Source organism: Allobosea sp. LjRoot90 (assembly GCF_964254315.1).
Classification (GTDB): domain Bacteria; phylum Pseudomonadota; class Alphaproteobacteria; order Rhizobiales; family Beijerinckiaceae; genus Allobosea.
Map to the genome: position 1 here is coordinate 54567 of NZ_CAXUTF020000009.1, position 24677 is coordinate 79243.

Genomic DNA, 24677 nt, shown 5'->3' on the forward strand with positions numbered 1-24677 from the left:
CGCTGTTTGAAGAAACGCCTTGGAGGAATTGATGGCGGGGCAAACGATTACGCGGGCTGATCTGTGCGAGGCCGTCTACCAGAAGATCGGCCTGTCGCGGACAGAGTCGTCCAAGCTCGTCGAAGTGGTGTTGGACGAGATCTGCGACGCGGTCGCGCGTGGGGAAAACGTCAAATTATCCTCGTTCGGCTCCTTCGTGGTGCGCGACAAAGGCGAGCGAATCGGGCGTAATCCGAAAACCGGCGTCGAAGTTCCGATCGAGCCGCGTCGCGTGATGGTGTTCAAGCCGTCGAACGTGATGAAGGCGAAGATCAACGGACTGAACGGCGCGGGCGAGGAAGAGTGACTCTGGAGTTCCACGACGGCGCATATGAGGCCGAATTGGATAATAAGAGCCCGGACGCATTCAGAACCATCAGCGAGGTCGCAGATGACCTCGACATTCCCCAGCATGTCCTGCGTTTCTGGGAAACGCGCTTCTCCCAGATCAAGCCGCTGAAGCGCGGTGGCGGCCGGCGCTATTACCGGCCTGACGATGTCGCCCTGCTGAAGGGTATCCGTCGCCTGCTCTATGGCGAGGGCTACACCATCAAGGGTCTGCAGCGCATCCTGAAGGAACAGGGGCCGCGCCATGTCCAGGCGATCGGCCGCGGCGGCGAGATCGTCGCCTCTCCCGCTGCCCAGCCTGCTGCGCCAACCGCATCGTCGCGCCCGGAGCCGATGCCGGCGCCGCCATCGGCGCAGTACCATCACCCTGCAGCTGCCGCCGAGCCGGGCTTCGCTGCGAAGGCGCTGCTCTCTTCCCTGCCGCGTTCGGCCCAGCCGCTGATCGGCGCCGACGATCTCGCCTTCCTGAAGGCGACGCTTTCCGAATTGATCGAATGCCGCCGCCTGCTGCACGGCGCCCTGGCGACCGCGGCCGCCGAGGACGCCTGAGCGCTGCCAGCGCTTGAACCGCCGGTCAGGGATCGCTAGATCAGCCGCGAGGACGGCCTCCGCGATGCCTTTGAGCACGCGTTTCCCAACAGGCGTGGACGACCCCGCCCTTCTCATGAGGAGGGCCACCATGGCCTGGACTTATCTTTTCTTTGCCGGCCTGTTCGAAATCGGCTGGGCCATTGGGCTGAAATACACGCACGGTTTCACCCGCCTCATCCCGACTGCCCTGACGGTCGGCAGCATGGTGGTGAGCCTTGGCCTGCTTGGCCTCGCGCTGAAGAGCCTGCCGCTCGGCACGGCCTATGCGATCTGGACCGGGATCGGCACGATCGGCACCGCCATCCTCGGCATCGTCCTGTTCGGGGAGCCGGCGACGGCGCTGCGTCTTGCCTGCATCGGCTTGATAGTCGCCGGCATCGTCGGGCTGAAGCTCGTCTCCTGAGGCAGCTCGCCCAGCCGAACCGGCGGCGGCTCAACGCCGCCGGAACGCCTCTGGCCAGAGGTCGTTACGCTCGAGCAGCACGATTACGACGATGACCGCCAGCGTCACGACGACCGTCATCAGCTTGGCGTTCCAGGGGACGTGGCGGCCGACCAGCCAGATCAGCGCCATGCCGGCGAGCAGGGGGATGAGCAGTTCCATAGCGTCATCCTAATGCCTGGTCGGAGCCGGCTTCAACGGCCGGCTCTGCGTCAGTTTGCGTGATCGCGCCGCCCTCCATCAGCGGCCGCAGCTTGGTCAGTTCTGCCGCCATGAAGTCGAGGAACAGGCGCACCCGCGGCGAGTGGCGCAGGTCCGGATGGGTCAGCAGCCACAGATCGGCGGCGTAGCCGGTCTGTGGCGGCGCGAGCCGCAGCAGACTTGGGCGCTTGTCAGCGATGAAGCAGGGCAGGAAGCCGATGCCGATGCCGGCCTCGACCGCCTCGGCGAGGCCCAGCACGGTGTTGAGCTTGTAGACGGTCTGGTCGGCCGGAATGTGCTTTTGCCGATACTGCACCACCTTGAAGTTGCTGAACTGGTCGCCGAGCGAGATCCAGCGCTGCCCGGTGAGTTCGGACTGGTCGGGTGGAGCTCCCTCCGGAAAGTCGGTGGCGCGCCCGTAGAGCGCCCAGCCGATCCGGGCCACGCGCCGGCCGATCAGGTTCTCCGGCGGGCTGTCGGTGGCGCGGATCGCGACATCGGCGTCGCGCTTGCTGAGGTTGAGCGCCTGGTTGCCAAGCAGCACCTCGAGCCGGATGTCCGGGCATTGTTTCATGAAGGTGGCGAAGAGCGGCGTCAGCAACTCGACCAGCAGCGAGTCGTTGGTGGTGACGCGTAGCTCTCCAGCCGGCAGGATTTCGCGGCCGACGAGGCGGCGGGTGAAGCCCGCGATGTCGATCTCCAGCCGCTCGGCCAGGGCAGCCATCTCCTCGCCGGCGGGAGTGGGCACGTAGCCGGAGCGGTGCCGCTCGAACAGGCGCGTGCCGAGGGTTTCCTCGATCTGGCCGAGCCGGCGGAAGACGGTCGAGTGGTTGAGGCCGATCAGTTCGGCGGCTGCCGGCAGGCTGCGCGCCTCGGCGATGGCCTTGATCAGTCGGAAATCGTCCCAGGCGACGGAAGCGGCGGCGTTCGGCAAGGGATGGCTCCAGGCGAAAGAGGCTGCCCTGAACATGGTACGGGCGACAGGTTGCAGCAACCTGTCGCCCGTTCTGTCCGACAGTGAGAAGCGCTCAGGCGAGAGCGGGCTTCGAAGCGCCGCCGAAGGCGGCAGGGCGCAACGCCAGGGCGCCATCGCCGATCAGAACATGCGCAAGGGCGGCGACGGCGAGGAAGGCGGGATATTCCCAGCCGCCGTTCGGGGCGGTGAACAGCCAGCCATTGGGGGCGTGAACGCTGAGCGCGCCGAGCAGGATCGGCAGCAAGGCGAGCGAGACATAGCGGCCATAGAAGCCGGTGAGGATGGCGAGCCCGCCGAGCGTCTCCGCCAGGATGATCGGCCAGGCGAGGAAGCCGGGCAGGCCGATCTGGCCGAGGAAGCCGGCAAAGCCGGGAACGGTGAAGATGGCGAGCTTCAGATAGGCGTGGGCAATGAACATGACGCCGAGCGCGACGCGTAGGGACAATGCGCCATAGGGGGCGAAACGGGTGTCGATCATGGTCTTTCTCCGAAGGACCGGGGTGGTCTGCGACAGAGAATGATGAAGGCGGTGTCGCAATTCAAATTGGCATTTCAGGATAATGACATTGCTAGTACGCAATGATTGCGAGCTGGTATTCGGGCAAAGCGTGATCATCTTGGCGTCAACGAGGGCAGTCTCCCGCAGCCCGGAGGACGACATCATGCAGATCAACGGCATCCACCACGTCACCGCCATCGCCGGCCCGGCGCGCCGCAATCTCGATTTCTACAGCCGCGTCCTCGGCCTGCGCCTGGTCAAGAAGACTGTGAACTTCGACGATCCGACCACCTGGCACCTCTATTTTGGCGATGCCGGCGGCAACCCGGGCACGATCCTGACCTTCTTTCCCTGGGATCATGTCGCGGCCGGCCGGCTCGGTGTCGGCGAGACGCAGGAGACGGCCTTCCGTATCCCGGAAGCGGCGATCGGCTATTGGACGCATCGCTTCGTTGCGAGCGGTGTCGCACATGACGTGCCCCGGAAGCGCTTCGGCGAGACGGTGCTTGCCTTCCGTGATCCGGACGGCATGCGGCTCGCTTTGGTCGCGGTGCCCGGCAGCGAGAGCGAGCCGGCCTGGGACAATGGCGAAGTGCCGGCCGAATTCGCGATCCGCGGCTTCCACGGCGTTACCCTGCTGCTCGACAAGACGGAGACCACCGCCGCGATCCTGCGCGACGTGTTCGGCTTCACCGAAGCCGGCCGCGAGGACAACACCGTCCGCATGCGGGCCGAAGGCACGCTTCATGGCGGTGTCGTCGACCTGCGCGCAGCCGGCGGCTTCCTGCCGGCACGGATGGGCGCGGGCTCGGTGCACCATATCGCCTTCCGCGCCGGCGACGACGCCGAGCAGGAGCGGATGGTGAAGCAGCTGGCCGAGACATTCGGTCTGCGCACCACGGAGCAGAGGGATCGGTACTATTTCCGCTCCGTCTACTTCCGCGAGCCCGGCGGTGTGCTGTTCGAGATCGCGACCGACGCGCCCGGCTTCGCCATCGACGAGCCGGTCGAGGATCTCGGTGGCGCGCTCAAGCTGCCGGCGCAGTACGAGAAGCGCCGCGCGGAGATCGAGGCCGTCCTGCCGGCGCTGGCCTGACACTCAACATGCGCTCCGCCTTCGGGCGGGGCGCCCATGCCCGCTATCATCATGAAAGGAGGCCGCGTCATGAGCGCGCCCGAAACCTTCATCCATCGCTTCGAGCCGGCGACCGCGCCCGGCCAGGCGCCGCTCCTGCTGCTGCATGGCACCGGTGGCGACGAGAATGATCTGCTGCCGCTCGGGCGCACCGTCGCGCCGGGCGCAGCGCTGCTCTCGCCACGCGGGCGCACCCTGGAAGCCGGCATGCCGCGCTTCTTTCGCCGCCTGGCCGAAGGCGTCTTCGACGAGGACGATCTGCGCCGGCGCACGCATGAGCTCGCCGATTTCGTCGAGCGGGCGAGGGCGGAGTACGGGCTGCCGGCGCCGATCGCGCTCGGCTTCTCGAACGGCGCCAACATCGCCGCAGCGATGCTGTTGCTCAGGCCCGAGGTGCTCTCGGGAGCGGTGCTGCTGCGGGCGATGTCGCCCTTCCTCAAGCCGCCCGCAGCGGAGCTGACGGCTAAGCCGGTGCTGATCGTCTCCGGCAGCTTCGATCCGATCATTCCGGAGGAGAACGCGGCGCGGCTGGCGGCGACGCTCAGTGGGGCAGGGGCTGCGGTGTTCCATCGCAGCCTGCCGACCGGTCATGGCTTGTCGCAGGCGGATCTGGGGCTGGTGCGGGATTGGTTGGCGGGACGTCAGGCGCTCGCGGCCTGACGCGGGTTATGCTCCAGGCCTGATGTGCTTCGTAAGATAGCACGTCAGGCCGAGCCCGCCGAGCATCACCGAGATCATATAGGGGCCGAACAGGCAGACGACGAATACGGCTGCGATGAAGCCGAGCATCAGGCTGTTGCGCCAGTCCAGGGTCATGACGAGGCCTCCAGTGATCGGGGCAGCATCATGAAGATAACGTTCACCCTGTGAACCGCATTTGAACAGAATACGTTAATGAAACCTTGCCGTTGCAGGCCTTTGTTCATGCAGCCGGCGGCAGTTTCAGCAGGCTGCGCGCCTCCGCCACCGTAGCCGGCCGGCGACCATATTCGGGGCAGAGGGCGACGATGCGCTCGACCAGCGCTGCGTTCGACGGTGCCAGCCGATCGCGGTCGAGCCGGACATTGTCCTCCAGCCCGGTGCGGCAATGGCCACCGAGCTCGAGCGACCAGCGGTTCAGCGTGATCTGGTCGCGGCCGATGCCGGCCCCGGTCCAGGTCGCGTCGGGGGCGAGGCGCTTCAGCGTCGCGATGTAGAACTCGAACACGGCACGGTCGACCGGCATGGCGTTCTTCACGCCCATGACGAACTGGACGTGCAGCGGGCCCTCGATCGCGCCCGCCACGCCCATCTCGACCGCCTTGAAAATCATCGACAGGTCGAAGGCCTCGATCTCCGGCTTGACGCCATGGGCCTTCATCTCGGCTGCGAGCCAGTCGACCAGTTCCGGGCTGTTCTCGTAGACCCGGGTCGGGAAATTGCAGGATCCGGTCGAGAGCGAGGCCATGTCGGGCTTCAGCGGAATCATGCCGCCGCGCTCGCGGCCTGCGCCGGAGCGCCCGCCGGTCGAGAACTGCACGATCATGCCGGGGCAATGCTTGCGCAGGCCTTCGAGCAGCCGTCCGAAGCGCTCGGGATCGGAGCTCGGCGTGCCCTCGTCGCTGCGGACATGGCAATGCGCCAGGCTCGCCCCGGCCTCGAAGGCTTCCTGGGTCGACTCGACCTGTTCGGGAATCGTGATCGGCACCGCCGGATTGTCGCGCTTACCCGGCAGCGAGCCGGTGATCGCGACCGTGATGATGCAGGGCGTGGTCATATGCGGCGGCCTCCAGCTCCGCTTCAATGAAGACGATTCTGTTCGTGTCGGCAAAGTCGACGGCGGCGTTTCATGGGCCGGAATTGGCTCTGTCGGCGCTCAGCCGCAATCTCTGAGGAAGCGCCGTGCGGCATGGCCCTCGGTGAAGCCGGTATAGCCGTTCGCCAGCCTGGCATCGCCGGGCCAGTGCCTGACTTTGCTCCAGCCGCCGCGTCCGCCTTCGACGATCTGGACCTCGTCGCCAGCCCTCATGCGCAGGATCAGCCGACCCTGCGCGCTGGGGGCGGCGCGAAGCGCAACGAAGCCGTCGGCCGTTTCGGGAACGACGCAGAACAGCGAGGCCCTGGCGTCGCCGCCATGGACAAGAAGGCCGAGCAGAGCGAGCAGGGCAGGGCGGGTCATGGCACCGGTCCTTGGCTTCGGGCCCCTACCATGCCGTGAAACGCTTCGGCCGTCGCCCTCCGGCGGCACCGATGTCGTTCTCGCGCGTTGTCTTCGCGACGCCGCGATGCGGCACGGAGAACAATGCCATGATGTTCCAGCTTTTCGAGGCCATCGCCGACAGGGTGCGCGATCAGGCTGCCGACTATGCCAGCGCGCAGGCGCGTATCGGCGCGCGGACCCTCGCGCACCTCGTCGACCCCCTCGGTCTGACAGCGGCAACGGTGGAGCCCTCGCCCGCGTTGGCTGCCGGCGCAGACTTGCATCCGGCTCGTCCAAGCAGCGAGCGCCATGTGCGGAGCAGCTCGCGCGCCACCGTCAAGCAACCTCAGCGCCAAGGCCGGGGTCTGGCATCGACCTTCGCTTGACGGTTCCAGGTTTCGCCCGGAAAGTCCGGATATGGTTGGCCGGCTGAACTGTGGATTGGCCGTGGCGCGGGGCTTTGCCTCGCCGCCAGGCGCTCCGTAGCCGGACGGAGGCAGGCATGACCAACATCCTCCTGATCCTGGGGATCGTCGCGACGCTCGCGGCCTCACTCTGGCTCGCCTTCGAGAACAATGCGGCGCTGGCCCTGCCGCTGGTGATCGTGCTTGCCGGCCTCGTCCGGACGCTGGTCCGCCGCTCGGGCCGACGGGGCATCACGCCGGCCGAGGTCGCGCCGCCATCGCATGATGATCGACAGCTGTGAATCCAGTAGCGCCACCCGGCGATTGACGCGTTGCATCGCGGCGGCCGGCCCTCTATAAGCCGTCGCGTCGGAGCGTAGCGCAGCCCGGTTAGCGCACTTGTCTGGGGGACAAGGGGTCGGAGGTTCGAATCCTCTCGCTCCGACCATTTTTTTCTTTAGTTTCAGGCCGGCGCTGAAACTCACCACAAAATTCCGACGGATACTCGCATGCCCAATCGGCCTTGCAGTCTCATCGTCGCTTCGTTGTTCCTTGCTCTGGTGGTTTCTGCCTGCGCCCGCGAGGAAGCGCGTCCCGCGACGTGCCATACGCACAAAGTGAGCAACGGCGAACTGACCGAGTGCCGCTGAGGCTTCTGCGGAACGCGCGGCTGCTGTGGAAAAGTTGCGCGACCGGTCGACGAATGCAGCCGCCTATGCAACTCCCGGTATGGGGAATATGGGGCGGCAATCACATGAAGAAGCTGATGGCTTGCGCCGTCGCGCTCGGGCTGGGCGCGTGCGGCACGGTTACGCGTGGCATGAACAATGACGTCACATTCAACTCCGATCCGCCCGGAGCGGAGATGCGAACCTCGACCGGGCTGACCTGTCCGGCAACGCCGTGCACATTGCCGATCTCGCGCCGACAGGAGTTCGTCGCGACCTTCTCGCTGGAGGGCCACAAGGACCAGCAGGTCCATGTGAGGACGGATGTCAGCGGCGGTGGCGCAGCCGGTTTTGCCGGCAATGTCCTGATTGGTGGCGTGATCGGCATGGGCGTCGATGTGGCCACTGGAGCCGCACTCGACCATAATCCGAATCCGGTCTTCGCCAGGATGGAGCCGATCGCAAGACCTCGTGCGACGCCGGTTCAGCGTGGCCGCAGAGGGCGCGCCACGACGTCCTGAATCGGGCAGGGCCTCGCCGGCGGGAGGCCGCCGGCGCATTGTCTTCAGGCCGTCGGTCATCATCCCGCGGGCTCGCTCAACCGGCGCCGCGCAGCGCATGCAGGATAGAGAGCGCCGTCTCGTTTCGAGGCGATGCCGCCGATCGCGCGTTAACCGTTTCTTAGGGCTTCGATTGCGCGGCCTCCGCCGCAGGCGCAGGGTCGGCGCCTCACAGCAGGAAACGGGACATATCGTCATGTCGATGGCGTTGACCGATCGTCGGCCGCTGCGGCCGCAGGCCGCCGTCGCGACGGGGAGGGGCTCGCTCGAGAGCTTCTTCGCCGGACTCCAGCCCGATTGGCATTCGAGCTGGGCCTGGGACCATTACGAGGCGACGATCCTGGCGCTGATGCACCAGTTCAACCTGAAGCGGCTCTGCGAGATCGGTGGCGGCCGCGATCCGCTGTTCAGCGCGGAGGAGGCGGGCCGCTATGGGCTCAACCTCGTCGTCAACGACATCGACGCCGGCGAGCTCGCCCTGACGCCAGAGGGGCTGCGCACCGCCCGCTTCGACATCGCCGGGGACCTCTCCGAGCCCGACATCGCCCGCGGCGGCTATGACATGATGGTCTCGCGCATGGTCTTCGAGCACGTCCATGACGTCGAGCGCGCCTGGAGCAACATCCACGCCTTGCTGGCGCCCGGCGGCATTGGGCTGGCTTTCGTCCCGACCCTGTGGGCGCCGGTCTTCGCGCTCAACCATATCCTGCCGGAAAAGGCCTCGCGCGCCATCGTGCACGCGCTCTTCCCGGCACGGCGCGAGGGCGGTGGCGATCCGAAGTTCCCGGCCTTCTACGACTGGTGCCGCGGCAGCAACGCCACGCTCGGACCGATGCTGCGCCGGGCCGGCTTCAGCGACATCCATATCCAGCCCTTCTGGGGCCATGGCTATTTTGATCGGATGCCGGGCCTGCGCGGCTTGGATGCCGCCTTCAACCGGCTCGCGGCCAGGACCGATTGGCGCTTCGTGACGACCTACGCTTACGTGGTTGTGCGCAAGGAGCGCTGAGCGTTTGAGGCTGGCGTCGGCAGTGCCGCCAGCCCCCAGATCAGGCCGAGCAGCAGATAGAAGTGCCGCCAGTGATCGGTGTCGATCTGCAGGCCCTGCAGGATCGTGACGAACAGCACCGACCACAGCACGATCGCGTGGCCCTGCCAGGGCGTGCGGCGGAACACGACGCGCCAGCCGGCGATGCAGGTCGCCGCCGTCAGCGCCAGGAAGGCGAAGCCGCCGATCCAGCCATAGGATGCGAAGGCGTTGACGTAGACGTTGTGCGGGTCTTCCGGGAAGGTGAAACGGAAGCGCAGCGGCCCGAAGCCGTTGGGCAGATCCAGCAGCATCGGGATCGAGCGCAGCTGGTTGCCGAAGCGGCCGGTGACGCCCTGGTCGTAGTCCTGGTCCAGGCTGGCGCGGATCTCGAAGACGCTGCGGATGTTCTCGAAGGAGAGCGCGATCAGCATCGCCACCACCACCAGCACCAGCATCATCAAGGTCAGGAAGACGATGCGGGCGCGCTGCGAGGCGCTGGTCGAGGTCAGGAAGGTCAGCCCCACCATCAGCAAGGTCGCAGCGACGATGTTGCCCCAGGCGCCGCGCGAGAATGACAGGAAGACGGCCAGCAGCGGTATGCTCATCAGCAGGAAACCCTTCACCAGCCCTATGCGGCCGATGAGCACGGCGTGCAGCAGATAGATCAGCGGCAGCACCAAGAAGGGGCCGAGCACGTTCGGGTCCTTGAAGGTGCCCGAAGCGCGGCCGCTCAGCGTGAAGACGCTGCCCAGCCCGGCAATGTCGAAATAGCCGACGATACCGGCCAGGCCGGCGCACCAGGCGGCGAACAGATAGCCGCTGTTCAGGGTGTTGAGCCTTGCGAGCGTGTCCTCCGCCATGATCGCGGCAAAGAAGATCGCCGTCAGCATCAGGTAGACCGAGACGGCGGTGAAGCGGACCGAGGCCGGCTCGTCCATCCACGGGATCAGGGCGATCACGCCGCCGATATTGTAGAGCAGCAGCAGGAGGGCCATCGGCAGCAGCTTCTGCGAGAAGCGGATGCCGGTGAGCGCGAAGACGAGCAGCGCGATCAGGAAGACGAATTCATAGGGCGAGGGCTCGATCAGGGCGATCCAGCTCACCGCCATCAGCAGCCACAGCGCGCCGCGCTTGATCGCGGCATGGGAGATGGTCAGCCGCCTGCGGCGGGCGTCGCCATCCTGCCGTTGCGCCAGCGTGCTCAATAGGCGTTCTCGTTCTTGGTCATCAGCGAGAACGGCGTCTTGATCAGGATGTAGAGGTCGAGCAGCACCGACCAGTTCTCGATGTAATAGAGATCATGCTCGACGCGGCGCTGGATCTTGTCCTCCGTGTCGGTCTCGCCGCGCCAGCCATGGACCTGGGCCCAGCCGGTGATGCCGGGTTTGACCTTGTGGCGGGCGAAATAGCCATCGACGACCTGCTCATAGGCGCGGTTCGAGGCGGTGGCGTGGATCGCATGCGGGCGCGGGCCGACCAGCGAGAGATTGCCCTTGAACACGACATTGAGGAGCTGCGGCAGCTCGTCGATCGAGGTCTTGCGGATGAAACGGCCGACGCGGGTGACGCGCGGATCGTTCTTGGTCACCTGCTTGGCGGCGGCATGGTCGCTCATCTCGTGATAGAGCGAGCGGAACTTCAGCACCGAGATCATCTCGTTGTTGAAGCCGTAGCGCTTCTGGCGGAACAGGACCGGTCCCTTGGAGTCGAGCTTGACCGCGATGGCGGTTGCCAGCATCAGCGGCGAGAGCGCGATCAGCGCCAGCGTGCCGACGATCTTGTCGAACAGCCATTTGACGACGATGTCCCAGTCGGCGATCGGCCGGTCGAACACGTCGAGCACCGGGACCGCGCCGATATAGGAATAGGAGCGCGGCCGGAATCTGAGTTTCGACATATGGGCCGAGAGCCGGATATCGATCGGCAGCACCCAGAGCTTGCGCAGCATGGTGAGCAGGCGCGCCTCGGCCGAGATCGGCAGCGTGAAGATCACGAGGTCGAGCTTGGTGCGGCGCGCGAATTCGACGAGATCGTCGATCGTGCCGAGCTTGGGATAGCCGGCGACGAGATCGGGCGAGCGGTCGTCATTGCGGTCGTCGAACACGCCGCAGATGCGCAGGCCGGTGTCGCGTTGCGCTTCCAGCGCCTTGATCAGTTCCTCGCCGGCCGGTCCACCGCCGACGACCGCGGTGCGCCGCTCGAGGCGGCCCATCCGGGTGAGGCGCAGCACGATGAGGGAGGCGGCCAGTCGTTCGACCAGCAGAAGCGCAAGGCCGACCGCATAGAAGCTGGCAAGCCAGACGCGCGAGACCTGGTCGCCGACCTTGAGAAAGAAGAAGCCGGCGAGCGCCAGCAGGAACAACACGGTCCAGCCGGCGATGATCCGCACCGCCATGGTGATGAAATTGCGCAGCGCGCCGACATGGTAGAGGTGCAGCGCCTGGAATGCAGCGAGTGCACCGACCGCCAGCAGCGGCACGGTAACGTGATAGGGCAGGGTGTAATCGACTGCGCCGGCGACATAGAAGGCGAAGATCAGCCCGCCGACGCTGAGGATCACCAGCACATCGGCGAGGCGCACCAACCCCTCGATCAGCACCGGCGACAGCGTCTGCTTGACCGGCATGGCGGCGATGCGCTCGGCCAGCGGATGGAAGGCCCGCGTGCTGGCAGCCTCTCCGCTGGTCGGCGCTGTGCCGGCCGAATCCGCCTTGATCAGGTCGCGAACGTCGAAAGCGCCCATGTGGTCCAGTCCTCGCGCGCGGCGACTGACACAGCCGCGCTGAAAGCCCTCGTGACCTAGCGCAAATTGCTCTCGGAAGACTTAATCGGACTCTGCGGAAGCGATCGGGATTTGAAGCGATTTTATGCCATCGGGAACGCCCCAAAACGGCGGCGGCGGAGCATCTTTTTCCGGACGTATGGAAAGGTTGATTTTCGCTCGGGCCTTCAAGGTATTAGCTGGTGGTTTCACCAGTCGAAAATAGACCGAAAAGTACCGCAAAAGTTATGGTCGAGTTGACAAAAAGCATAGATTCAGGCACTTAAGGCCTCGATGAGTGTCTGAGAAGCACATATTTTATCGACTTTGCCCACGGGTATTTCCGTAACATTTGGGCATGGTGGTGTGCTGGCCTTCGGCGAAAGCCTGAGCGCTCCCTTCATCTCGAACATCGTCTCTTAAACGCTAACGATGCGCACCCCGCAGACGCCGCACCCGCGTCGCCTGCGCCCCGGGCCAGCGCCCTTGTGTGACTTATGTCTTTTCATTGGTTGATCCTGCTCGCGGCCATCGCCGTCGAGTTGCTCGCGACGTCGGCGCTCAAGGCCTTCGTCGCGGCGCCGGTCTTCGTCGCGGTCCTGCCGCTCGTGCTGATCGGACTGTCTTTCGCCCTGCTCAGCATCGCGCTCCGCGTCATCCCCTTGGCTGTCGCCTACGCGGTCTGGGAAGGCCTCGGCATTGTCGGTATCGCCCTGATCGGCCATGCCTTCTTCGCCGAGCACCTCACGGTCTCGCGCATCCTGGCGCTCGCCCTGATCATCGGCGGCATCGTGCTGCTGGAACGCGGCGTCGGCCAGGATGTCGACCATGCCGCCCGCGAGAAGGATGAGCGGAGGCTGGTGTGACCTTCGCTGCTTCCGCGCAGGCCTTCGCGCTGGCCTGGTTGGCGCTCGCCGTCGCCCTTGAGGTGATCGGCACCAGCCTGCTCAAGCTCTCCGACGGGCTGAAGCGCCGGCTCGTCGGCGCCCTCGGCGTGCTCTGCGTCGTCGGCGCCTTCGCCGCCCTGGCGCAGGCGATCCGCGGCATGGATCTCTCGGTCGCCTACGCCGTCTGGGGCGGTGTCGGCCTGGTGCTGACGGCCGTGGTCGGCTCGCTTGCCTTCGGCCAGCGCATCCGCCCGGCCGGCTGGCTCGGCATCGCGCTGGTCGTCGCCGGCGTGGTCGCGCTCAAGCTGTTCTGAATAGTGCGCCGTCTTTCCGGGGCGGCGCGAAGCGCCGAGCCCGGAATCCAGAACCGCTGTCAGCCATCGTGGAGGTGCGACAGCCGACGGACTGCTTCGGATACGGCATCGGTTCTGGGTTCCGGGCTCAGGCCTTCGGCCTGCCCCGGAATGACGGGGAGTGAGCCGAAACCACTCAGTTCAGGAACGGGTTCTTCCACCCGCCCTGCTGGGCCGGAGCCTTCGGCGGAAAGACCTCGGCGAGATAGTCCAGCACCTTGCCGCGCTCGTCCGTGGCGAGGGCCGGCATGTTGTGCTTTGTGACCATCCAGTCGAGCGTCTCGCCCCATTTCTCGCGGCTCAGCCCTTGCGCCGCGACCAGCTTGAAGTTGTGGCAGGCGATGCAGGCATAGAAGGCCTCGTCGCGGTTCGGCCCTGCCGGGAACATCTCCGGCGTTTCCTCCGAGGGGGCTGGGACCTGCGCCAGCGCCGCCGACGCGGCGAAGAGAAGCCCCGCGCCGAGCACGAGCCCGGCGCGGCGGATGCGTCCGATCATGGCGCTCACCCGACCAGCACCGCGACCCGGTGCATCGGGTTGGCGCCGTAGCCCTGCGGGTTCCAGCCGCCGGCGACATGCGGTTGCCCACGGCCCTTGCTGTCGGTCGCGCGGACCCAGAGCTCGTAATAGCCGTCGGATGGCAATTCGACCTCGGCTGTCCAGCGCCGCCAGTCATAGCGGTTGCGTGGCTCGGCCGCCTTGGCCTGCTTCCAGGTCGCGCCGAAATCGATCGAGACGTCGACGCGCGAGACGCCCTCATGTCCGTCCCAGGCCGCGCCGCGCAATGCGAGCTTGCGGGTGCCGGCCGCCAGGCGGGTGCCGTTCGCCGGATTGGTGATGATGCCGCGCACCGGCATGTCGGTCATGGTGCGCATATTGGAATCGTCGGTCTTGCCGCCGGGGATCATCGGCTTGATCGCCACCGAATAGGAGGTGCCGCCCATGCCCTGGCCGTCATGCTCCTTGTCGCGGATGGCGATCCGCTTCAGCCATTTATGCGAGACCGAAGCCGGGAAGCCAGGGATTATCACCCGCAGCGGCCCGCCATGGATGGCCGGGAGCGGCTGGCCGTTCATCGCCCAGACCAGCAGCGCATGCGGCTCCAGCGCCGCTGCGATCGGCACGCCGCGCGAGATCGCGTCCTTGCTCGCATCACCGGAGAGATGCTGGTCGGCGCCGTAATTGCCGGTGTGGACCGCGCTCGACTTGATGCCGGCGCTCTGCAGCACATCGGCGAGCGGCACGCCGGTCCATTCGGCGCAACCGGCGCCGCCATTGGTCCACTGGTTGCCCCGCGCCTGCGGCTGGAAGAAGGAGCGGCCATTGCCGCCGCATTCCAGCACCATGCGGAAGGTCTTGTGCGTGAACTTCTGCTTGAGCTCGCCGAGTTTGAGCTTCAGCGGCGTGTTGACCTCGCCGTCGATCGAAAACTCCCAGGCGTCGCCCTCCTTGAAGTCGTCGGGCGTCAGGCCGTTGTTGCGCACGAAGAACTTCTCGAACGGCGTGGTGTCGTCGTCGAGCAGGTGCTCGGGCGTCTCGGCGACGAGCGGCCGGTCGCCGAGCAGGACGAGGCCCTTGGCCTTGCCGGGGAAGTCGAGCAATTGCGGCCCCTTCGGCGCAGCGGCTGCCGCGGGTGCCGAGGACGGGGCGGGGGAGGCGGGCGGTGCGCCTTGCGCCAGGGCGGCCGGGATCAGCCCGGCCGGCATATGCTCCGAGAACGGGATCGTGCCGCCGACTGCGGCGCCCATCGTCACGAGCCCGGCGCCACCGAGGAAGCCGCGGCGTGAGGAACCGGTCCGGCGTCCGAAAGCCAGTGCGTCGCCGCGCTCCGGATCGTCGCCATAGAGTTCGCTGACTGAGCGTTCCTGCTTCGCCATGGTGTCCTCCTTCGCGGCGTCGTCCTAGCGCCGGGTTCAGGAACAAGACGCGCGAGCGAGCCGGATCATTCCATCTGGTCGAAAAAGAATCTCGGCGCGATTCAGGCGAGGCAGGGTTGCGCACTGCGCCAATCGTTCTGCAGCGCGGTGCGCAGCGGCTCGACCCTGTCCGCCGGCTCGCTCGTCAGGGCCTTGATGAAACCGGCGATCATCTCGAAACGTGCCGGCGGCATCCCGGTCGCGATCAGGAGGTAGCCGCGCCCGCCGGCGTTCCAGCCCGTCAGCGTCGCGACGGCTTGATCGGGTGCAAGCGCCGGCTCCGCCTGTGGGCTGACATGCAGGCTGAGCCGGCAACCACGCGCGCCGACGAAGCCGATCCGGATTTGTCCCGTTGCTGAGGTCGCCTGCCAGATCGGCTCGAGGCCGAGACGGGCGAACTCGCTCGTGACGGGAAGGGCTGCCGCTGGCGCGACCGTTGCCATGGGCTGAGATCGTGCTGAGCTCGCGAATTGCTCATGCGCCGCCAGGGACGCCGCGAGGAAGCTCCCGGAGGTGTCGCGCCACAAAAGCATCGGCGCCAGCGCAACAGCGGTGGCGATGACAAGGGCGGCCGCGATCGCTGCAACCTGTCGCCAGCGCGAGCGTGGTGGTGCGGAGAGCGCAGGCAGGAACGGCGCCTCGTCCGCCGGCAGCGCACGCAGCTCCTGCTTCAGTCTGATGATGCCACGCAGTCTCTCAGCCGCCTCCGGCGAGCCGGCCAGTCGCTCCGCGACGGCGCGTTGATCCGCCGGCGCCAGCTCGCCATCGGCGAAGGCATTGAGTGTCTCCCAATCGTCGGGAGCGTGCGGATCAGCTCGATACGGCATGGCGAACCGGGAGCACGCGGATATTCGCTCCCCCTATGATCGTCAGAAGCATGGCGCGGGCCCGCGACAGTCGGCTCATCACCGTGCCGACCGGCACGCCGATCAGCGCCGCCGCTTCCGCATAGCTGAAGCCGTCGAGGTCGACCAAGACCACCACCTCCTTCATCGCCACGGGCAGCTGTTCCAGCGCCTGCCGCACCGTGATCGCGCTGAGTGCACGTTCGTCAAAATGCCAGTCGGCCGGCTCCGGCGCCGGGGTTCCCTGCTCGCGCTGCTGTCGCCGGCTCTGGTCGATCAGCAGGTTGCGCAGGATGCTGTAGAGCCAGCGGCGATAGGCGGGATCGTCCGCCGGTTCGCTCCTGGCCGTCAGCACCCGCAAGGCTGCCTCCTGCGCGGCGTCGCCCGCGCGCTCCCGGTCGCGCGTCAGCGCGCAGGCATAGCGGTAAAGCCGCGTCCATTCGCGTTCGAGCCGCGCATTGCGCGCCGTCGCCTTGCGTTCGTCGCGCCACATGCTCGCGCCATCCGAACCGGTTCATGTCGCGAGCGGAGAGGGCCAACGCCGGGTGCCCGCGACGCCGGAGAGCATAGGTGAGGATTCGCGAAAGCGGAACCGGAGGAGGTTGGTCGCCTGTCCGCCTTCAGCCAATGCGCCTGGTGAGCGCCGCCCGATAGGCGTCGAGAACGCCGTCGACCATGGCGTCGAGCCGGAAATTGGCCTTCACATGCTCGGCGAGATCGGCCGCTTGCGCCAGTCTCTCAGCTGCGGGCGTCGCCAGCGTTTTCCGGATCGCGTCGGCCAGGACGATCGGCTCGTTCGGGGGGATCAGCCGGCCGGCATGGCCGGGGCCGTAGATCTCCTTGATGCCGCCGACATCGGTCGCGATCAGCGGCTGCGCCGCCGCTGCCGCCTCCAGGATGACGTAAGGCAGCGATTCCGCCCGCGATGGGATCACCATCACATGGGCCTTGGCGAGCGCGGTGCGGATCGGGCCCGGTGGCTCGAACACGCATTGCGCGGCGACGCCCTGGTCGACCGTCATCTGCCGCAGCAAGGCCTCGTCCGGGCCGGAGCCGACGATCAGGATTCGCGGCGCCAGCCCGTCGCGGTGCTTCAGCAGCGCCAGCGCTTCGATCAGCGTGTCGACACCCTTGGCCGAGCGCAATTCGCCGAGATAGACGAGATCGAACGTGGCCTCGGCGTGGTCTATCGGCTCGAACTCTGCCTCGGAAATCCCGTTCAGTACGATCCTGTGGTCGGTGCGTGGTTTGTGCCCGGTACAAGCCTCGAAGCGCCCGGCGATGAAGGCACTCTCGAACAGGAACATGTCCGTCGCCGGCTCGAGCAGGCGCTCGATCGCCATGTAGATCCGGTGTTCGGTGCCGCCCGGCTTGTAGTTGAAGCTGCCGCCATGCGGCGTGTAGGCGGTGATATAGCGCCGCCCGGGTGAGACCAGCGCGGGCAGGCGGGCATAGACGCCGCCCTTCGAGCCGTGCGCATGCACGATTTGTGGCGCGATCCGCTTGCGTGTCGATGCGGCCGAGACTTGCGCGCGCATGTCGGTCAGGCTCGGATAGCGCGACATCGGCACACGCGTGACGCCAAGCGAGAGCTGCGGCCCAAGCTCGGCGAATACCTGGTCGGCGCGCGCCCCGCCCGTGGTCGAATCGCAGAAGATGCCGACGGCGTGGCCACGCGCGATCTGGCCGCGCGCGAGGTCGAGCACATGCCGGAAGAGCCCGCCGAGCGGCGCACGGAAGACGTGCAGGATCGTCAGGGGGGCGGAGCCGGCCGCGGCGGACATGGTCTTAAAAGCTCCGGGCCGTGGTCAGAACCAGCGTTCCTTGATCACGATCGTGTCGCCGGGCCTGACCGGATAGGTGACAGGCACCGTGCCGGTGACGAGCTGGCCGTCCATCAGCCGGGTGACCTCGGCATAGTTGCGCTGACCGCGCGGCGTGAAGCCGCCGGCGATCGCCACGGCCGTCTGCACCGTCATGCCGTTGACGAAGGGGAACTGGCCGGAGTTGGTGACTTCGCCGAGCACGAAGAACGGGCGATAGGCGTCGACCTCAACCGAGACCTTGGGCTCGCGCAGATAACCACCGCGCAGCTTCGCCTCGATCGCCCGCTCGAGCTGCTGCGTTGTACGGCCCTGAACCTCGACCGCGCCGATCAGCGGCATCGAGATCCGGCCAGAGCCGTCGACGGCGTAGACGTTGGAGAGATTGTCCTGGCCGAAGATGATGACGCGCAACCGATCACCGCTGGCGAGCTGATAGGGAGCGGCCGTCTCGACAGCGAATTCCGGCGCGACCATGCGAGGCGCGCAGCCGGCCATGGCCAGCACAGCGGCAAGCGCCAGACATACGGGATGTCTACTCATCATCACCGGCGGACCCATCGAGACATGTCCCTAGGGATAGGTCGTCATGGTTAACAAAACCTGATCGGGCTGGCCCTTCGAGGGATATTAAAGGTTGTGGCTCTTAACCCACCACTAACCTTAATGGGCTCACATGACGCTGCGTCTCTCGCGAGATGCGAGAGTTCTGCGTGAATGGAAGCCTCATGACCGCTCGCTACGATACCGTCGCGGCCGCCGGCGAGAGCCGCTCCGATCTGCTCGACTTGCCGGCCCTCTGGGCCGCGATCAAGGCGCGCAAGCTCTGGATCATCGGGCCGACGCTGGCAGCGCTCGGGCTGTCCTTCATCGCGGTCAACGCCGTCACGCCGCGTTACACCGGCGAAGCGCGGCTGCTGCTCGAAAATCGTGACAGCTTCTACACACGGCCGGGGCAGGCGGCGTCGGAGACCTCCGGCCAGCAATTCGACGCCGAGGGCGTGCAGAGTCAGGTTCAGGTCATCATGTCGCGCGATCTGGCGCGCGAGGCGATCAAGCGGATCGGCCTAGTCGGTAATTCGGAGTTCGACTCAGGTGCCGGCGCGCTCGGCGCGCTGAAAAAGGTCGGTGTCCTGCTTGGCATCGGCGCCCATCCGGCCGATCGGTCGCCGGAGGAGCGGGTGCTGGAGAAATATTACGACCGGCTCCTGGTTTTCCCTGTCGGGCGCTCGCGCATCGTCTCGATCGAGTTCACCTCGCAGGATCCGGCGCTTGCGGCCAAGGCAGCCAACGAGATCGCCGCCGTCTATCTGGAGATGCAGGAGGCGGCCAAGCAGGATACGGCGCGCAGCGCTTCGTCCTGGCTCTCGACCACGATCGAGCCGCTGCGCAAGCGGCTGGCGGAATCGGAAGCCAAGGTCGAGGTGTTCCGCTCCCGCCACGGCCTGCTCGTCGGCACCAACAACACCACGATCACGGCCCAGCAGCTTGCCGACCTGTCGACGCAGCTCTCCAATGCGCGCAACCAGCAGGCCGAGTCGCAGGCCAAGGCCGGGATCATCCGCGACGCGATCAAGAGCGGGCGCACCTTCGAGATTCCGGATGTCGCCAATAACGAGCTCGTCCGCCGCCTGATCGAGCAGCGCGTCAACCTGCGGGCCCAGCTCGCGCTCGAATCGCGCAACCTCCTGTCCGAGCATCCGCGCATCAAGGAACTGAACGCCCAGCTCGCCGACCTCGAAGGTCAGATCCGCGCCGCCGCCGAGCGCGCCGTACGCACGCTGGAGAACGAGGCCAAGATCGCCGGCCAGCGCGTCGAGAGCGTCACCGCCGCACTCGAAGGCCAGAAGAAGACCGCCTCGGGCGCCAATGACGACGAGGTCCAGCTGCGCGCGCTCGAACGCGAGGCGCGGACCCAGCGGGACCAGCTCGAGCAGTACATGCTGCGCTATCGCGAGGCGCTCGCCCGCGACAGCCAGAACGCGACGCCGGCCGATGCGCGCGTCATCTCGCGCGCCATCGAGCCGACCGAGCCGTCCTTCCCGAAGAAGCTGCCGACGATGCTCGTCGCGACGCTGGCGACCTTCCTGGTGGCGCTGGCGGCGGTGGTCTCGCGTGAGCTCCTGAATGGCGGCTCGCCGCAGCCGGCCGAAGACGCGCCGCGGCGCAAGGCGCCGGGCCGTGTCGAACCGGCCGTCGGCAAATCGGGGGATGAGGACGGGGAGGACGAGGTGGCAGCCCCGCCGCCGCGTCGCCGCGAGCGCATTGCCGGCCTTCTGACCCATGGCGGGCGTATCGGCCAACTCCATCTCGACCTCACTGATCCCGATGCCGGCGCGGCCGAACTCGCCGCCTGCATCAACAAGGCGAGCGAGGGCCACGCGCCGCTCGTCCTGGTGCTCGATGGCGCGGAGCCGGGCGAAGCCTCGCCGCGCGCCCTGGCACTGCTCCTCTCCGAGCGCAGCCGCTGCATCCTGGTCGATCTCGCCAGCGACGGCCGCGACCGCGCCGGCTTCTCCGAGCTGCTCGCCGGCGAGGCGATGTTCTCCGACATCATCACCCGCGAAGAGGATTCGCGCCTGCACGAGATCGCGCCGGGCCGGGCCGGGCGCGCCGCGGTGCTGGCGGCGCCCGACATCGTCGATGTCGCGCTCGACGCGCTCTGCGAGACTTATGACTGGGTGCTGGTCGCGACGGCCTCGACCGACGAAGCCGAGGTGCTGACGCCGCTGCTGGCGCGAGCCCAGGGCGCGCTGGTCATGGCCGGCCATGCCGGCAACGGCCACGCGGTCGAAGCCGCCTATCGCCTCACCGACCTGACCGGCGCTCCGATCGCGCTCGTCATGATAGATGCGCCGGAGCGGGTCGAGCTGACCGTGCAGGAGAAGGACCCGGTGCCGGCCTGAGGTCGGTTACCAGAGGTTCTTGCCGTCGATCACGGTAACCGGAACGGCACCGAGGTCGAAATCGTCGAGCACGCGCGCGTTCACCGCGATCTTCGGATTGTCGAAATCGGGCTCGCCATTCGACCAGTCGGGCGATTCGGTGAAGGTGGTGCAACCACACTCGCCGCAGAAATGATGCGCCACCATCTTGCTCTGCCAGCGATAGGTCGAAAGGCTCTCGCGCGGCGTCAGCAGCCGGAACTGGGCGGGCTTGTGATAGCTCCATAGCGCGCCGCGCTTGGAGCAGATCGAGCAGGTGCAGGCGACCACCTCGGTGACCGGCTCCAGAACCTCGAACTTCGTCGCGCCGCAATGGCAGCCACCGCTGATGATCGTCATGTCGCCGCTCCAGAAGGAATATGCGGGCAGATCAATCCCAGGCCCTTGTCAGCATATGGCAGGAGCGGGCTATTCGTCTGCGTCGGCTGGTTTGCGGCGCCTCAGCCAGCCGAGGACGCGCTGTGCTGCCTTGAGGGCGATGGGCGAGGCCTTGATCCGCCGCTTCAGCGCGCGCTTGACCCGGCTGTAGCGGGCATAAGCACGGCCCTTGGCCGTCAGAGGGAAGAAGGTGTCGACCAGATCGTCGCTGTCATCGCAGATCGTCGTCTTGTAGCGGGCTTCACCGATGCCGAGGTCGAACATGGTGAGGCCGGCCTGGCATTTGCGCTTGATCAGCTCGACCAGCAGGAGCTCTCCGGGGCTGGTGCGTGCCGTTTCCGAGGCGAGATCGAAGGAGGTCGCCATGCCGGAAAAGCGCGCGCCCTGGACGGCACCGACATAGGTCGCGACCGAACGACCCGCGAGGTCGAGCGAATAGAGTTCGATCACCGGCGACCGGTCGGACTGCTGGGTCGCACCCTGACGCAGGAAGGCGCGGATCGCCGGCGCTGCGAACGGGTCGGGCACGCCCATCTGGGCGAAGCGGGCGGCCTTCTGCGCCAGGAAAGCGTCGAGCACGCGCTCGATCTCCGCGTCGCCATGGGCCCTGACCAGTTCGGACGGGCCGAATTCGGCGAAACGGTTGCGCTTCGTCGTCAGCTTCTTGCGGGCATGCTTGCTCATCGAGCGCCTGAGCGTGCCCTCGCAATCGCCCGGTTCGAGCGCGAGCTTATAGGCGCGGCTGGGGCTCTGCCCCGCGGCGAGCCTTGCCGGCGGATTGGCGATGCCCTGCCAGGCGATCGGCTGGTTGATCAGGAACAGCGCGTCGATCTCGCCGAGAGTCGCGCCAATCTCGTGAAGTAGCAGTTGCGTCGCCGCCGGATCGAGCGCTTCGGCGAAATCGCGCCGGTACAGCGCCATGTGATAGTTGGCGTGCTTGCCACCGATGAACTCGGCGAAGCGCGTGCCCAGGCGTCGGGTGATCACCAGCGGAAACAGTGCGAGCAGTTCGCCATGGCCAGCCTCGACCCGGACGAAACGAAACTCCATGCCTTCGGCGCGCCCGATCGTGTCGACGAAAGGCCGGACCCAGTCATAGGCCTGGTAGGGCGTCACCAGGCTGCTCGCTTCGAGTACGCGCCAATCCGCTTCCTGCGCGGCGATATCGCTGCTGGCGCTGAGCCGGTGCCAGAGGCGCGCTTCTGCGTCCCGCCGCAAGGCAGGAAGGACGGGCAGGCTGGGCGCGCTATCGGCGACGGCGGACATGCCGGGATCCTTAACCCGGCATTGTGAACGGACCTGCCATGATCGCTGGCGTTGCATGACGCCATCGCCGAACAGCGTTAGCGAAGGGTTGAATCGATGTCTCGGAGACGCCGGGCATGAGCCTGCGCCACAAGGCTTTTTCCGCCGCGTTCCGGATGATCGCGGCGACCGGCGCCGACCGCTGGGGCAGGGGGATCGCCCAGGGCAAGGGCGCCATCCTGACGCTGCACCATGTCCGCCCGGCGGCGGCCGGCGGCTTCCAGCCCAACGGGCTGCTCGAGGTCACGCCTGGTTTCCTTGACCGGGCGCTGACCCTGATCCGGGCCGAGGTCTATGACATCGTCTCGCTCGACGAGGCACTGGTGCGGCTGGCCGATCCCAAGCCCGGCCGTTTCTTCGTCGCGCTCACTTTCGACGACGGCTATCGCGACAATCTCGACCACGCCTGGCCGGTACTGGCGAAGCACGGGGCGCCCTGGACGCTCTATGTCGTTCGCGGCTTCGCCGAGCGCACGGCCCGGCTCTGGTGGCTGGAGCTGGAGGAGGCGACCCGGGCGTTGCCGCGGGTATCGGTCGAATTGCCGGACGGCCGCTTCGACGCTTTGGCCGGAACCGAGGCCGAAAAGCAAAGGGCGTTCGATCAGCTCTACTGGCGTCTGCGCAAGGGGCCGGAAGCGATTCTGCTCTCGACGATTTCCGGACTCGCAGCGCAGGCCGGTATCGACCCTGCCGCGCTGGTCGAGCGCGAATGCCTGCCGACCGAGACGCTGCGCTCGCTCGCGGGCGCGCCGGGCGTCACCATCGGCGCCCATACGCTGAGCCATCCGGTGCTGGCCAAGCATCCTGAGGAGGTCGCGCGCCGTGAGATCGTCGAGAGCAAGGCGTGGCTGGAGGAGGCGCTCGACAGGCCCATCCACCACTTCGCCTATCCGGTCGGCGACCTTACCTCCGCCGGCCCGCGCGAATTCGCACTGGCGAAGGAAGCCGGGTTCGCCAGCGCCGTGACGACAAGGCCGGGGCACCTCTTCGCCGAGCACGCGCAGCATCTGCACGCACTGCCGCGCGTCTCGCTCAACGGCCTGCACCAGAGCGAGGCGGCACTCAAGGCGCTGCTGTCGGGGCTGCCGTTCCTGTTGTGGAATCGGGGACGAAAAGTAAGCGTCGGTTAGCGCGGGATCCCCTCTCCCGGATGGGAGAGGGGTAGGGGTGAGGGACCGCCGCTGATTGTTAGAGCGGGTGGTGGCCGCTGCGCCTTCTGTGGATAGGGCAGGCCCTCATCCGGCGCTCCGCGCCACCTTCTCCCATCCGGGAGAAGGGACACGGGGTCGAGCCGGGTGGACCCGTCCTCAAAACCGTCCCGACGCAATCAGCGGATCGGCGGGGCGTAGTGCAGGCCGCCTTGCTTCCAGGAGGCATTCAACCCGCGCTCGATCTTCAGGGGGCTGTCCTTGCCGATGTTGCGGTCGAAGACCTCGCCATAGGCGCCGACCTTCCGGACGATGTTCAGCGCCCAGTCGCGCGATAGTCCGAGTGATTCGCCGATTGCGCCCTCGCGGCCGAGCAGGCGCAGGATGTTGGGGTCCTTCGTCGACGCCGCGACCTGCTCGACCGTGCTCGACGTCAGCCCGAATTCCTCTGCCGCATGCATCGCATAGGCCGACCATCTGACGACGTTGTACCAGGTATCGTCGCCCTGCCGGACGGCGGCGCCGAGCGGCTCCTTGGACAACGTGTCGGGCAGCACGACGTGCTTTTGGGGCTCGGTCAGCTTCGAGCGAAAGGCGTAGAGGACCGAGCGGTCGGAGCTGAAGGCGTCGCAGCGGCCGGATTGGTAGCCCTGCAGCGCCTCCTCCTGCGAGGCGAACGCCACGATCTCGTTCTTCAGATTGTTGGTGCGGAAGAAGTCAGTCAGGTTGAGCTCGGTGGTCGAGCCCTGGTTGGTGCAGAGCGTCGCGCCGTTCAGTTCCTTGCCGGATTTGACCTCGCCCGAGCGCACCATGATCCCCTGGCCATCGTAATAGGTCACCGCGGCGAACAGGATGCCGTTCGTGGTCTCGCGCCCCATCGTCCAGGTCGTCGTGTTGAAGAGGATGTCGACCTCGCCGGACTGAAGCGCCGTGAAGCGAGCCGCAGCCGGGAGCGGCACGATCATGATCTTTTCGGGATCGCCGAACACGGCCGCGGCCACCGCGCGGCAGACATCGACGTCGAGGCCGCGATGGCGTCCGGTCGCGTCGGCCAGGGAGAAGCCCGGCGTGCCCATGGTCGAGCTGCATTTCAGGACGCCGCGCTGTCTCACGGTTTCCAGCGTGCCGGCCTCTGCGAGCCCTCCGCCAAGGACCAGGGCCAGAGAAGCCAGCTGCAACAACGTCTTCATGACCCGAGCCTCCATCTCATCCGCGACATGCGTCATGCCGGGCGACACTTTCGATC

General features: G+C 66.8%; 30 protein-coding genes and 1 tRNA gene. 14 read left to right on the forward strand and 17 right to left on the reverse strand.

Going from position 1 to position 24677, the window contains the following annotated elements; genetic code table 11:
* The first annotated feature begins 31 nt into the window (after positions 1–31).
* The 3 genes from ACSQ3M_RS25045 (at position 32) to sugE (ending at position 1381) form a co-directional block, all read left to right on the forward strand.
* Positions 32–346, forward strand: a complete 315-nt coding sequence (locus ACSQ3M_RS25045) for an integration host factor subunit alpha (RefSeq protein WP_284173039.1) — start codon at positions 32–34, stop codon at positions 344–346.
* 35 nt (positions 347–381) lie between these two features.
* The gene (locus tag ACSQ3M_RS25050; RefSeq protein WP_436152790.1) at positions 382–936 is read left to right on the forward strand and encodes a MerR family transcriptional regulator; all 555 of its coding nucleotides are present in this window, start codon (positions 382–384) and stop codon (positions 934–936) included.
* A 130-nt stretch (positions 937–1066) separates the two neighbouring features.
* Positions 1067–1381 carry a quaternary ammonium compound efflux SMR transporter SugE gene (sugE, locus tag ACSQ3M_RS25055; protein WP_436152791.1) on the forward strand — a complete coding sequence of 105 codons (315 nt, stop codon included), beginning with the start codon at positions 1067–1069 and terminating at the stop codon, positions 1379–1381.
* A gap of 30 nt (positions 1382–1411) precedes the next feature.
* Here sugE and ACSQ3M_RS25060 read toward each other — a convergent pair whose 3' ends face one another.
* The 3 genes from ACSQ3M_RS25060 to ACSQ3M_RS25070 form a co-directional block, all read right to left on the reverse strand.
* A complete protein-coding gene (locus ACSQ3M_RS25060) occupies positions 1412–1582 on the reverse strand; it encodes a hypothetical protein (RefSeq protein WP_436152792.1) in 171 nt (56 codons plus the stop codon).
* Positions 1583–1586: 4 nt separating this feature from the next.
* A complete protein-coding gene (locus ACSQ3M_RS25065) occupies positions 1587–2555 on the reverse strand; it encodes a LysR family transcriptional regulator (RefSeq protein ID WP_436152793.1) in 969 nt (322 codons plus the stop codon).
* Between the two features lie 94 nt (positions 2556–2649).
* The gene (locus ACSQ3M_RS25070; protein WP_436152794.1) at positions 2650–3075 is read right to left on the reverse strand and encodes a DoxX family protein; all 426 of its coding nucleotides are present in this window, start codon (positions 3073–3075) and stop codon (positions 2650–2652) included.
* Between the two features lie 184 nt (positions 3076–3259).
* Here ACSQ3M_RS25070 and ACSQ3M_RS25075 point away from each other — a divergent pair, with 184 nt between their 5' ends.
* Positions 3260–4192, forward strand: coding sequence for a ring-cleaving dioxygenase (locus ACSQ3M_RS25075; protein WP_436152795.1), 933 nt, complete (start codon positions 3260–3262; stop codon positions 4190–4192).
* A gap of 69 nt (positions 4193–4261) precedes the next feature.
* Positions 4262–4891, forward strand: a complete 630-nt coding sequence (locus ACSQ3M_RS25080) for an alpha/beta hydrolase (RefSeq protein WP_436152796.1) — start codon at positions 4262–4264, stop codon at positions 4889–4891.
* 6 nt (positions 4892–4897) lie between these two features.
* On the opposite strand, the gene ACSQ3M_RS25085 is transcribed toward ACSQ3M_RS25080, so the two are convergent.
* The 3 genes from ACSQ3M_RS25085 to ACSQ3M_RS25095 all read right to left on the reverse strand — a co-directional run bounded on the left by ACSQ3M_RS25085 (position 4898) and on the right by ACSQ3M_RS25095 (position 6389).
* Positions 4898–5047, reverse strand: a complete 150-nt coding sequence (locus ACSQ3M_RS25085; RefSeq protein ID WP_436152797.1) for a hypothetical protein — start codon at positions 5045–5047, stop codon at positions 4898–4900.
* Between the two features lie 106 nt (positions 5048–5153).
* Positions 5154–5987, reverse strand: a complete 834-nt coding sequence (locus tag ACSQ3M_RS25090; RefSeq protein ID WP_436152798.1) for a 3-keto-5-aminohexanoate cleavage protein — start codon at positions 5985–5987, stop codon at positions 5154–5156.
* Positions 5988–6086: 99 nt separating this feature from the next.
* Positions 6087–6389, reverse strand: a complete 303-nt coding sequence (locus ACSQ3M_RS25095) for an SH3 domain-containing protein (protein WP_436152799.1) — start codon at positions 6387–6389, stop codon at positions 6087–6089.
* Positions 6390–6460: 71 nt separating this feature from the next.
* On the opposite strand from ACSQ3M_RS25095, the gene ACSQ3M_RS25100 reads away from it, so the two are divergent.
* The 5 genes from ACSQ3M_RS25100 (at position 6461) to ACSQ3M_RS25120 (ending at position 9051) form a co-directional block, all read left to right on the forward strand.
* Complete coding sequence (locus ACSQ3M_RS25100; protein ID WP_436152800.1) at positions 6461–6796, forward strand: hypothetical protein; 336 nt, start codon at positions 6461–6463, stop codon at positions 6794–6796.
* Positions 6797–6912: 116 nt separating this feature from the next.
* Positions 6913–7116, forward strand: a complete 204-nt coding sequence (locus ACSQ3M_RS25105; RefSeq protein ID WP_436152801.1) for a hypothetical protein — start codon at positions 6913–6915, stop codon at positions 7114–7116.
* Between the two features lie 68 nt (positions 7117–7184).
* Positions 7185–7262, forward strand: a tRNA-Pro gene (locus ACSQ3M_RS25110).
* A gap of 306 nt (positions 7263–7568) precedes the next feature.
* Positions 7569–8003 (forward strand): translation initiation factor 2, encoded by a 435-nt coding sequence (locus ACSQ3M_RS25115; RefSeq protein ID WP_436152802.1) that lies wholly within the window; start codon positions 7569–7571, stop codon positions 8001–8003.
* 235 nt (positions 8004–8238) lie between these two features.
* The gene (locus ACSQ3M_RS25120; protein WP_436152803.1) at positions 8239–9051 is read left to right on the forward strand and encodes a class I SAM-dependent methyltransferase; all 813 of its coding nucleotides are present in this window, start codon (positions 8239–8241) and stop codon (positions 9049–9051) included.
* Here the strand turns inward: ACSQ3M_RS25120 and ACSQ3M_RS25125 are convergent.
* Together ACSQ3M_RS25125 and ACSQ3M_RS25130 are read right to left on the reverse strand one after the other, a co-directional pair.
* Entirely contained in the window at positions 9024–10277 is a 1254-nt protein-coding gene (locus ACSQ3M_RS25125) for an O-antigen ligase family protein (RefSeq protein WP_436152804.1), read from the reverse strand. The two genes, ACSQ3M_RS25120 and ACSQ3M_RS25125, sit on opposite strands and share 28 nt — an antisense overlap.
* Positions 10274–11815: an undecaprenyl-phosphate glucose phosphotransferase gene (locus ACSQ3M_RS25130; protein WP_436152805.1), complete on the reverse strand. Its 1542-nt coding sequence runs from the start codon at positions 11813–11815 to the stop codon at positions 10274–10276. Before ACSQ3M_RS25130 ends, ACSQ3M_RS25125 begins: the two co-directional genes overlap by 4 nt.
* A gap of 515 nt (positions 11816–12330) precedes the next feature.
* On the opposite strand from ACSQ3M_RS25130, the gene ACSQ3M_RS25135 reads away from it, so the two are divergent.
* Both ACSQ3M_RS25135 and mdtI read left to right on the forward strand, forming a co-directional pair.
* Positions 12331–12699 (forward strand): DMT family transporter, encoded by a 369-nt coding sequence (locus ACSQ3M_RS25135; RefSeq protein ID WP_436152806.1) that lies wholly within the window; start codon positions 12331–12333, stop codon positions 12697–12699.
* Positions 12696–13034 (forward strand): multidrug/spermidine efflux SMR transporter subunit MdtI, encoded by a 339-nt coding sequence (mdtI, locus tag ACSQ3M_RS25140; protein WP_436152807.1) that lies wholly within the window; start codon positions 12696–12698, stop codon positions 13032–13034. Before ACSQ3M_RS25135 ends, mdtI begins: the two co-directional genes overlap by 4 nt.
* A gap of 175 nt (positions 13035–13209) precedes the next feature.
* Here mdtI and ACSQ3M_RS25145 read toward each other — a convergent pair whose 3' ends face one another.
* The 6 genes from ACSQ3M_RS25145 to ACSQ3M_RS25170 form a co-directional block, all read right to left on the reverse strand.
* Positions 13210–13569, reverse strand: a complete 360-nt coding sequence (locus ACSQ3M_RS25145) for a hypothetical protein (RefSeq protein WP_436152808.1) — start codon at positions 13567–13569, stop codon at positions 13210–13212.
* A 5-nt stretch (positions 13570–13574) separates the two neighbouring features.
* The gene (locus ACSQ3M_RS25150; protein ID WP_436152809.1) at positions 13575–14948 is read right to left on the reverse strand and encodes a sulfite oxidase; all 1374 of its coding nucleotides are present in this window, start codon (positions 14946–14948) and stop codon (positions 13575–13577) included.
* Positions 14949–15049: 101 nt separating this feature from the next.
* Positions 15050–15814, reverse strand: coding sequence for an anti-sigma factor family protein (locus ACSQ3M_RS25155; protein WP_436152810.1), 765 nt, complete (start codon positions 15812–15814; stop codon positions 15050–15052).
* Positions 15798–16325, reverse strand: a complete 528-nt coding sequence (locus ACSQ3M_RS25160) for an RNA polymerase sigma factor (RefSeq protein ID WP_436152811.1) — start codon at positions 16323–16325, stop codon at positions 15798–15800. Before ACSQ3M_RS25160 ends, ACSQ3M_RS25155 begins: the two co-directional genes overlap by 17 nt.
* A gap of 127 nt (positions 16326–16452) precedes the next feature.
* The gene (locus ACSQ3M_RS25165) at positions 16453–17616 is read right to left on the reverse strand and encodes a glycosyltransferase (protein WP_436152812.1); all 1164 of its coding nucleotides are present in this window, start codon (positions 17614–17616) and stop codon (positions 16453–16455) included.
* Between the two features lie 24 nt (positions 17617–17640).
* Positions 17641–18198 carry a polysaccharide biosynthesis/export family protein gene (locus tag ACSQ3M_RS25170; protein WP_436152813.1) on the reverse strand — a complete coding sequence of 186 codons (558 nt, stop codon included), beginning with the start codon at positions 18196–18198 and terminating at the stop codon, positions 17641–17643.
* A 185-nt stretch (positions 18199–18383) separates the two neighbouring features.
* On the opposite strand from ACSQ3M_RS25170, the gene ACSQ3M_RS25175 reads away from it, so the two are divergent.
* A complete protein-coding gene (locus ACSQ3M_RS25175; RefSeq protein ID WP_436152814.1) occupies positions 18384–20561 on the forward strand; it encodes a GumC family protein in 2178 nt (725 codons plus the stop codon).
* A gap of 6 nt (positions 20562–20567) precedes the next feature.
* Here ACSQ3M_RS25175 and ACSQ3M_RS25180 read toward each other — a convergent pair whose 3' ends face one another.
* A complete protein-coding gene (locus ACSQ3M_RS25180) occupies positions 20568–20939 on the reverse strand; it encodes a GFA family protein (RefSeq protein ID WP_436152815.1) in 372 nt (123 codons plus the stop codon).
* Between the two features lie 69 nt (positions 20940–21008).
* The gene (locus tag ACSQ3M_RS25185) at positions 21009–22244 is read right to left on the reverse strand and encodes a GNAT family N-acetyltransferase (protein ID WP_436152816.1); all 1236 of its coding nucleotides are present in this window, start codon (positions 22242–22244) and stop codon (positions 21009–21011) included.
* Positions 22245–22360: 116 nt separating this feature from the next.
* Here ACSQ3M_RS25185 and ACSQ3M_RS25190 point away from each other — a divergent pair, with 116 nt between their 5' ends.
* Positions 22361–23413: a polysaccharide deacetylase family protein gene (locus ACSQ3M_RS25190; RefSeq protein ID WP_436152817.1), complete on the forward strand. Its 1053-nt coding sequence runs from the start codon at positions 22361–22363 to the stop codon at positions 23411–23413.
* A gap of 197 nt (positions 23414–23610) precedes the next feature.
* Here the strand turns inward: ACSQ3M_RS25190 and ACSQ3M_RS25195 are convergent, their stop codons facing one another.
* The gene (locus tag ACSQ3M_RS25195) at positions 23611–24621 is read right to left on the reverse strand and encodes an amino acid ABC transporter substrate-binding protein (protein WP_436152818.1); all 1011 of its coding nucleotides are present in this window, start codon (positions 24619–24621) and stop codon (positions 23611–23613) included.
* Positions 24622–24677 lie beyond the last annotated feature (56 nt).

Coding starts and splice junctions, on each gene's coding strand:
- ACSQ3M_RS25045 (WP_284173039.1), top strand. CDS start 32: ATGGCGGGGCAAACGATTACGCGGGCTGATCTGTGCGAGGCCGTCTAC.
- sugE (WP_436152791.1), top strand. CDS start 1,067: ATGGCCTGGACTTATCTTTTCTTTGCCGGCCTGTTCGAAATCGGCTGG.
- ACSQ3M_RS25060 (WP_436152792.1), bottom strand. CDS start 1,582: ATGGAACTGCTCATCCCCCTGCTCGCCGGCATGGCGCTGATCTGGCTG.
- ACSQ3M_RS25070 (WP_436152794.1), bottom strand. CDS start 3,075: ATGATCGACACCCGTTTCGCCCCCTATGGCGCATTGTCCCTACGCGTC.
- ACSQ3M_RS25075 (WP_436152795.1), top strand. CDS start 3,260: ATGCAGATCAACGGCATCCACCACGTCACCGCCATCGCCGGCCCGGCG.
- ACSQ3M_RS25080 (WP_436152796.1), top strand. CDS start 4,262: ATGAGCGCGCCCGAAACCTTCATCCATCGCTTCGAGCCGGCGACCGCG.
- ACSQ3M_RS25085 (WP_436152797.1), bottom strand. CDS start 5,047: ATGACCCTGGACTGGCGCAACAGCCTGATGCTCGGCTTCATCGCAGCC.
- ACSQ3M_RS25090 (WP_436152798.1), bottom strand. CDS start 5,987: ATGACCACGCCCTGCATCATCACGGTCGCGATCACCGGCTCGCTGCCG.
- ACSQ3M_RS25095 (WP_436152799.1), bottom strand. CDS start 6,389: ATGACCCGCCCTGCCCTGCTCGCTCTGCTCGGCCTTCTTGTCCATGGC.
- ACSQ3M_RS25100 (WP_436152800.1), top strand. CDS start 6,461: ATGTCGTTCTCGCGCGTTGTCTTCGCGACGCCGCGATGCGGCACGGAG.
- ACSQ3M_RS25105 (WP_436152801.1), top strand. CDS start 6,913: ATGACCAACATCCTCCTGATCCTGGGGATCGTCGCGACGCTCGCGGCC.
- ACSQ3M_RS25115 (WP_436152802.1), top strand. CDS start 7,569: ATGAAGAAGCTGATGGCTTGCGCCGTCGCGCTCGGGCTGGGCGCGTGC.
- ACSQ3M_RS25120 (WP_436152803.1), top strand. CDS start 8,239: ATGTCGATGGCGTTGACCGATCGTCGGCCGCTGCGGCCGCAGGCCGCC.
- ACSQ3M_RS25130 (WP_436152805.1), bottom strand. CDS start 11,815: ATGGGCGCTTTCGACGTTCGCGACCTGATCAAGGCGGATTCGGCCGGC.
- ACSQ3M_RS25135 (WP_436152806.1), top strand. CDS start 12,331: ATGTCTTTTCATTGGTTGATCCTGCTCGCGGCCATCGCCGTCGAGTTG.
- ACSQ3M_RS25145 (WP_436152808.1), bottom strand. CDS start 13,569: ATGATCGGACGCATCCGCCGCGCCGGGCTCGTGCTCGGCGCGGGGCTT.
- ACSQ3M_RS25150 (WP_436152809.1), bottom strand. CDS start 14,948: ATGGCGAAGCAGGAACGCTCAGTCAGCGAACTCTATGGCGACGATCCG.
- ACSQ3M_RS25155 (WP_436152810.1), bottom strand. CDS start 15,814: ATGCCGTATCGAGCTGATCCGCACGCTCCCGACGATTGGGAGACACTC.
- ACSQ3M_RS25160 (WP_436152811.1), bottom strand. CDS start 16,325: ATGTGGCGCGACGAACGCAAGGCGACGGCGCGCAATGCGCGGCTCGAA.
- ACSQ3M_RS25165 (WP_436152812.1), bottom strand. CDS start 17,616: ATGTCCGCCGCGGCCGGCTCCGCCCCCCTGACGATCCTGCACGTCTTC.
- ACSQ3M_RS25170 (WP_436152813.1), bottom strand. CDS start 18,198: ATGAGTAGACATCCCGTATGTCTGGCGCTTGCCGCTGTGCTGGCCATG.
- ACSQ3M_RS25175 (WP_436152814.1), top strand. CDS start 18,384: ATGACCGCTCGCTACGATACCGTCGCGGCCGCCGGCGAGAGCCGCTCC.
- ACSQ3M_RS25180 (WP_436152815.1), bottom strand. CDS start 20,939: ATGACGATCATCAGCGGTGGCTGCCATTGCGGCGCGACGAAGTTCGAG.
- ACSQ3M_RS25185 (WP_436152816.1), bottom strand. CDS start 22,244: ATGTCCGCCGTCGCCGATAGCGCGCCCAGCCTGCCCGTCCTTCCTGCC.
- ACSQ3M_RS25190 (WP_436152817.1), top strand. CDS start 22,361: ATGAGCCTGCGCCACAAGGCTTTTTCCGCCGCGTTCCGGATGATCGCG.
- ACSQ3M_RS25195 (WP_436152818.1), bottom strand. CDS start 24,621: ATGAAGACGTTGTTGCAGCTGGCTTCTCTGGCCCTGGTCCTTGGCGGA.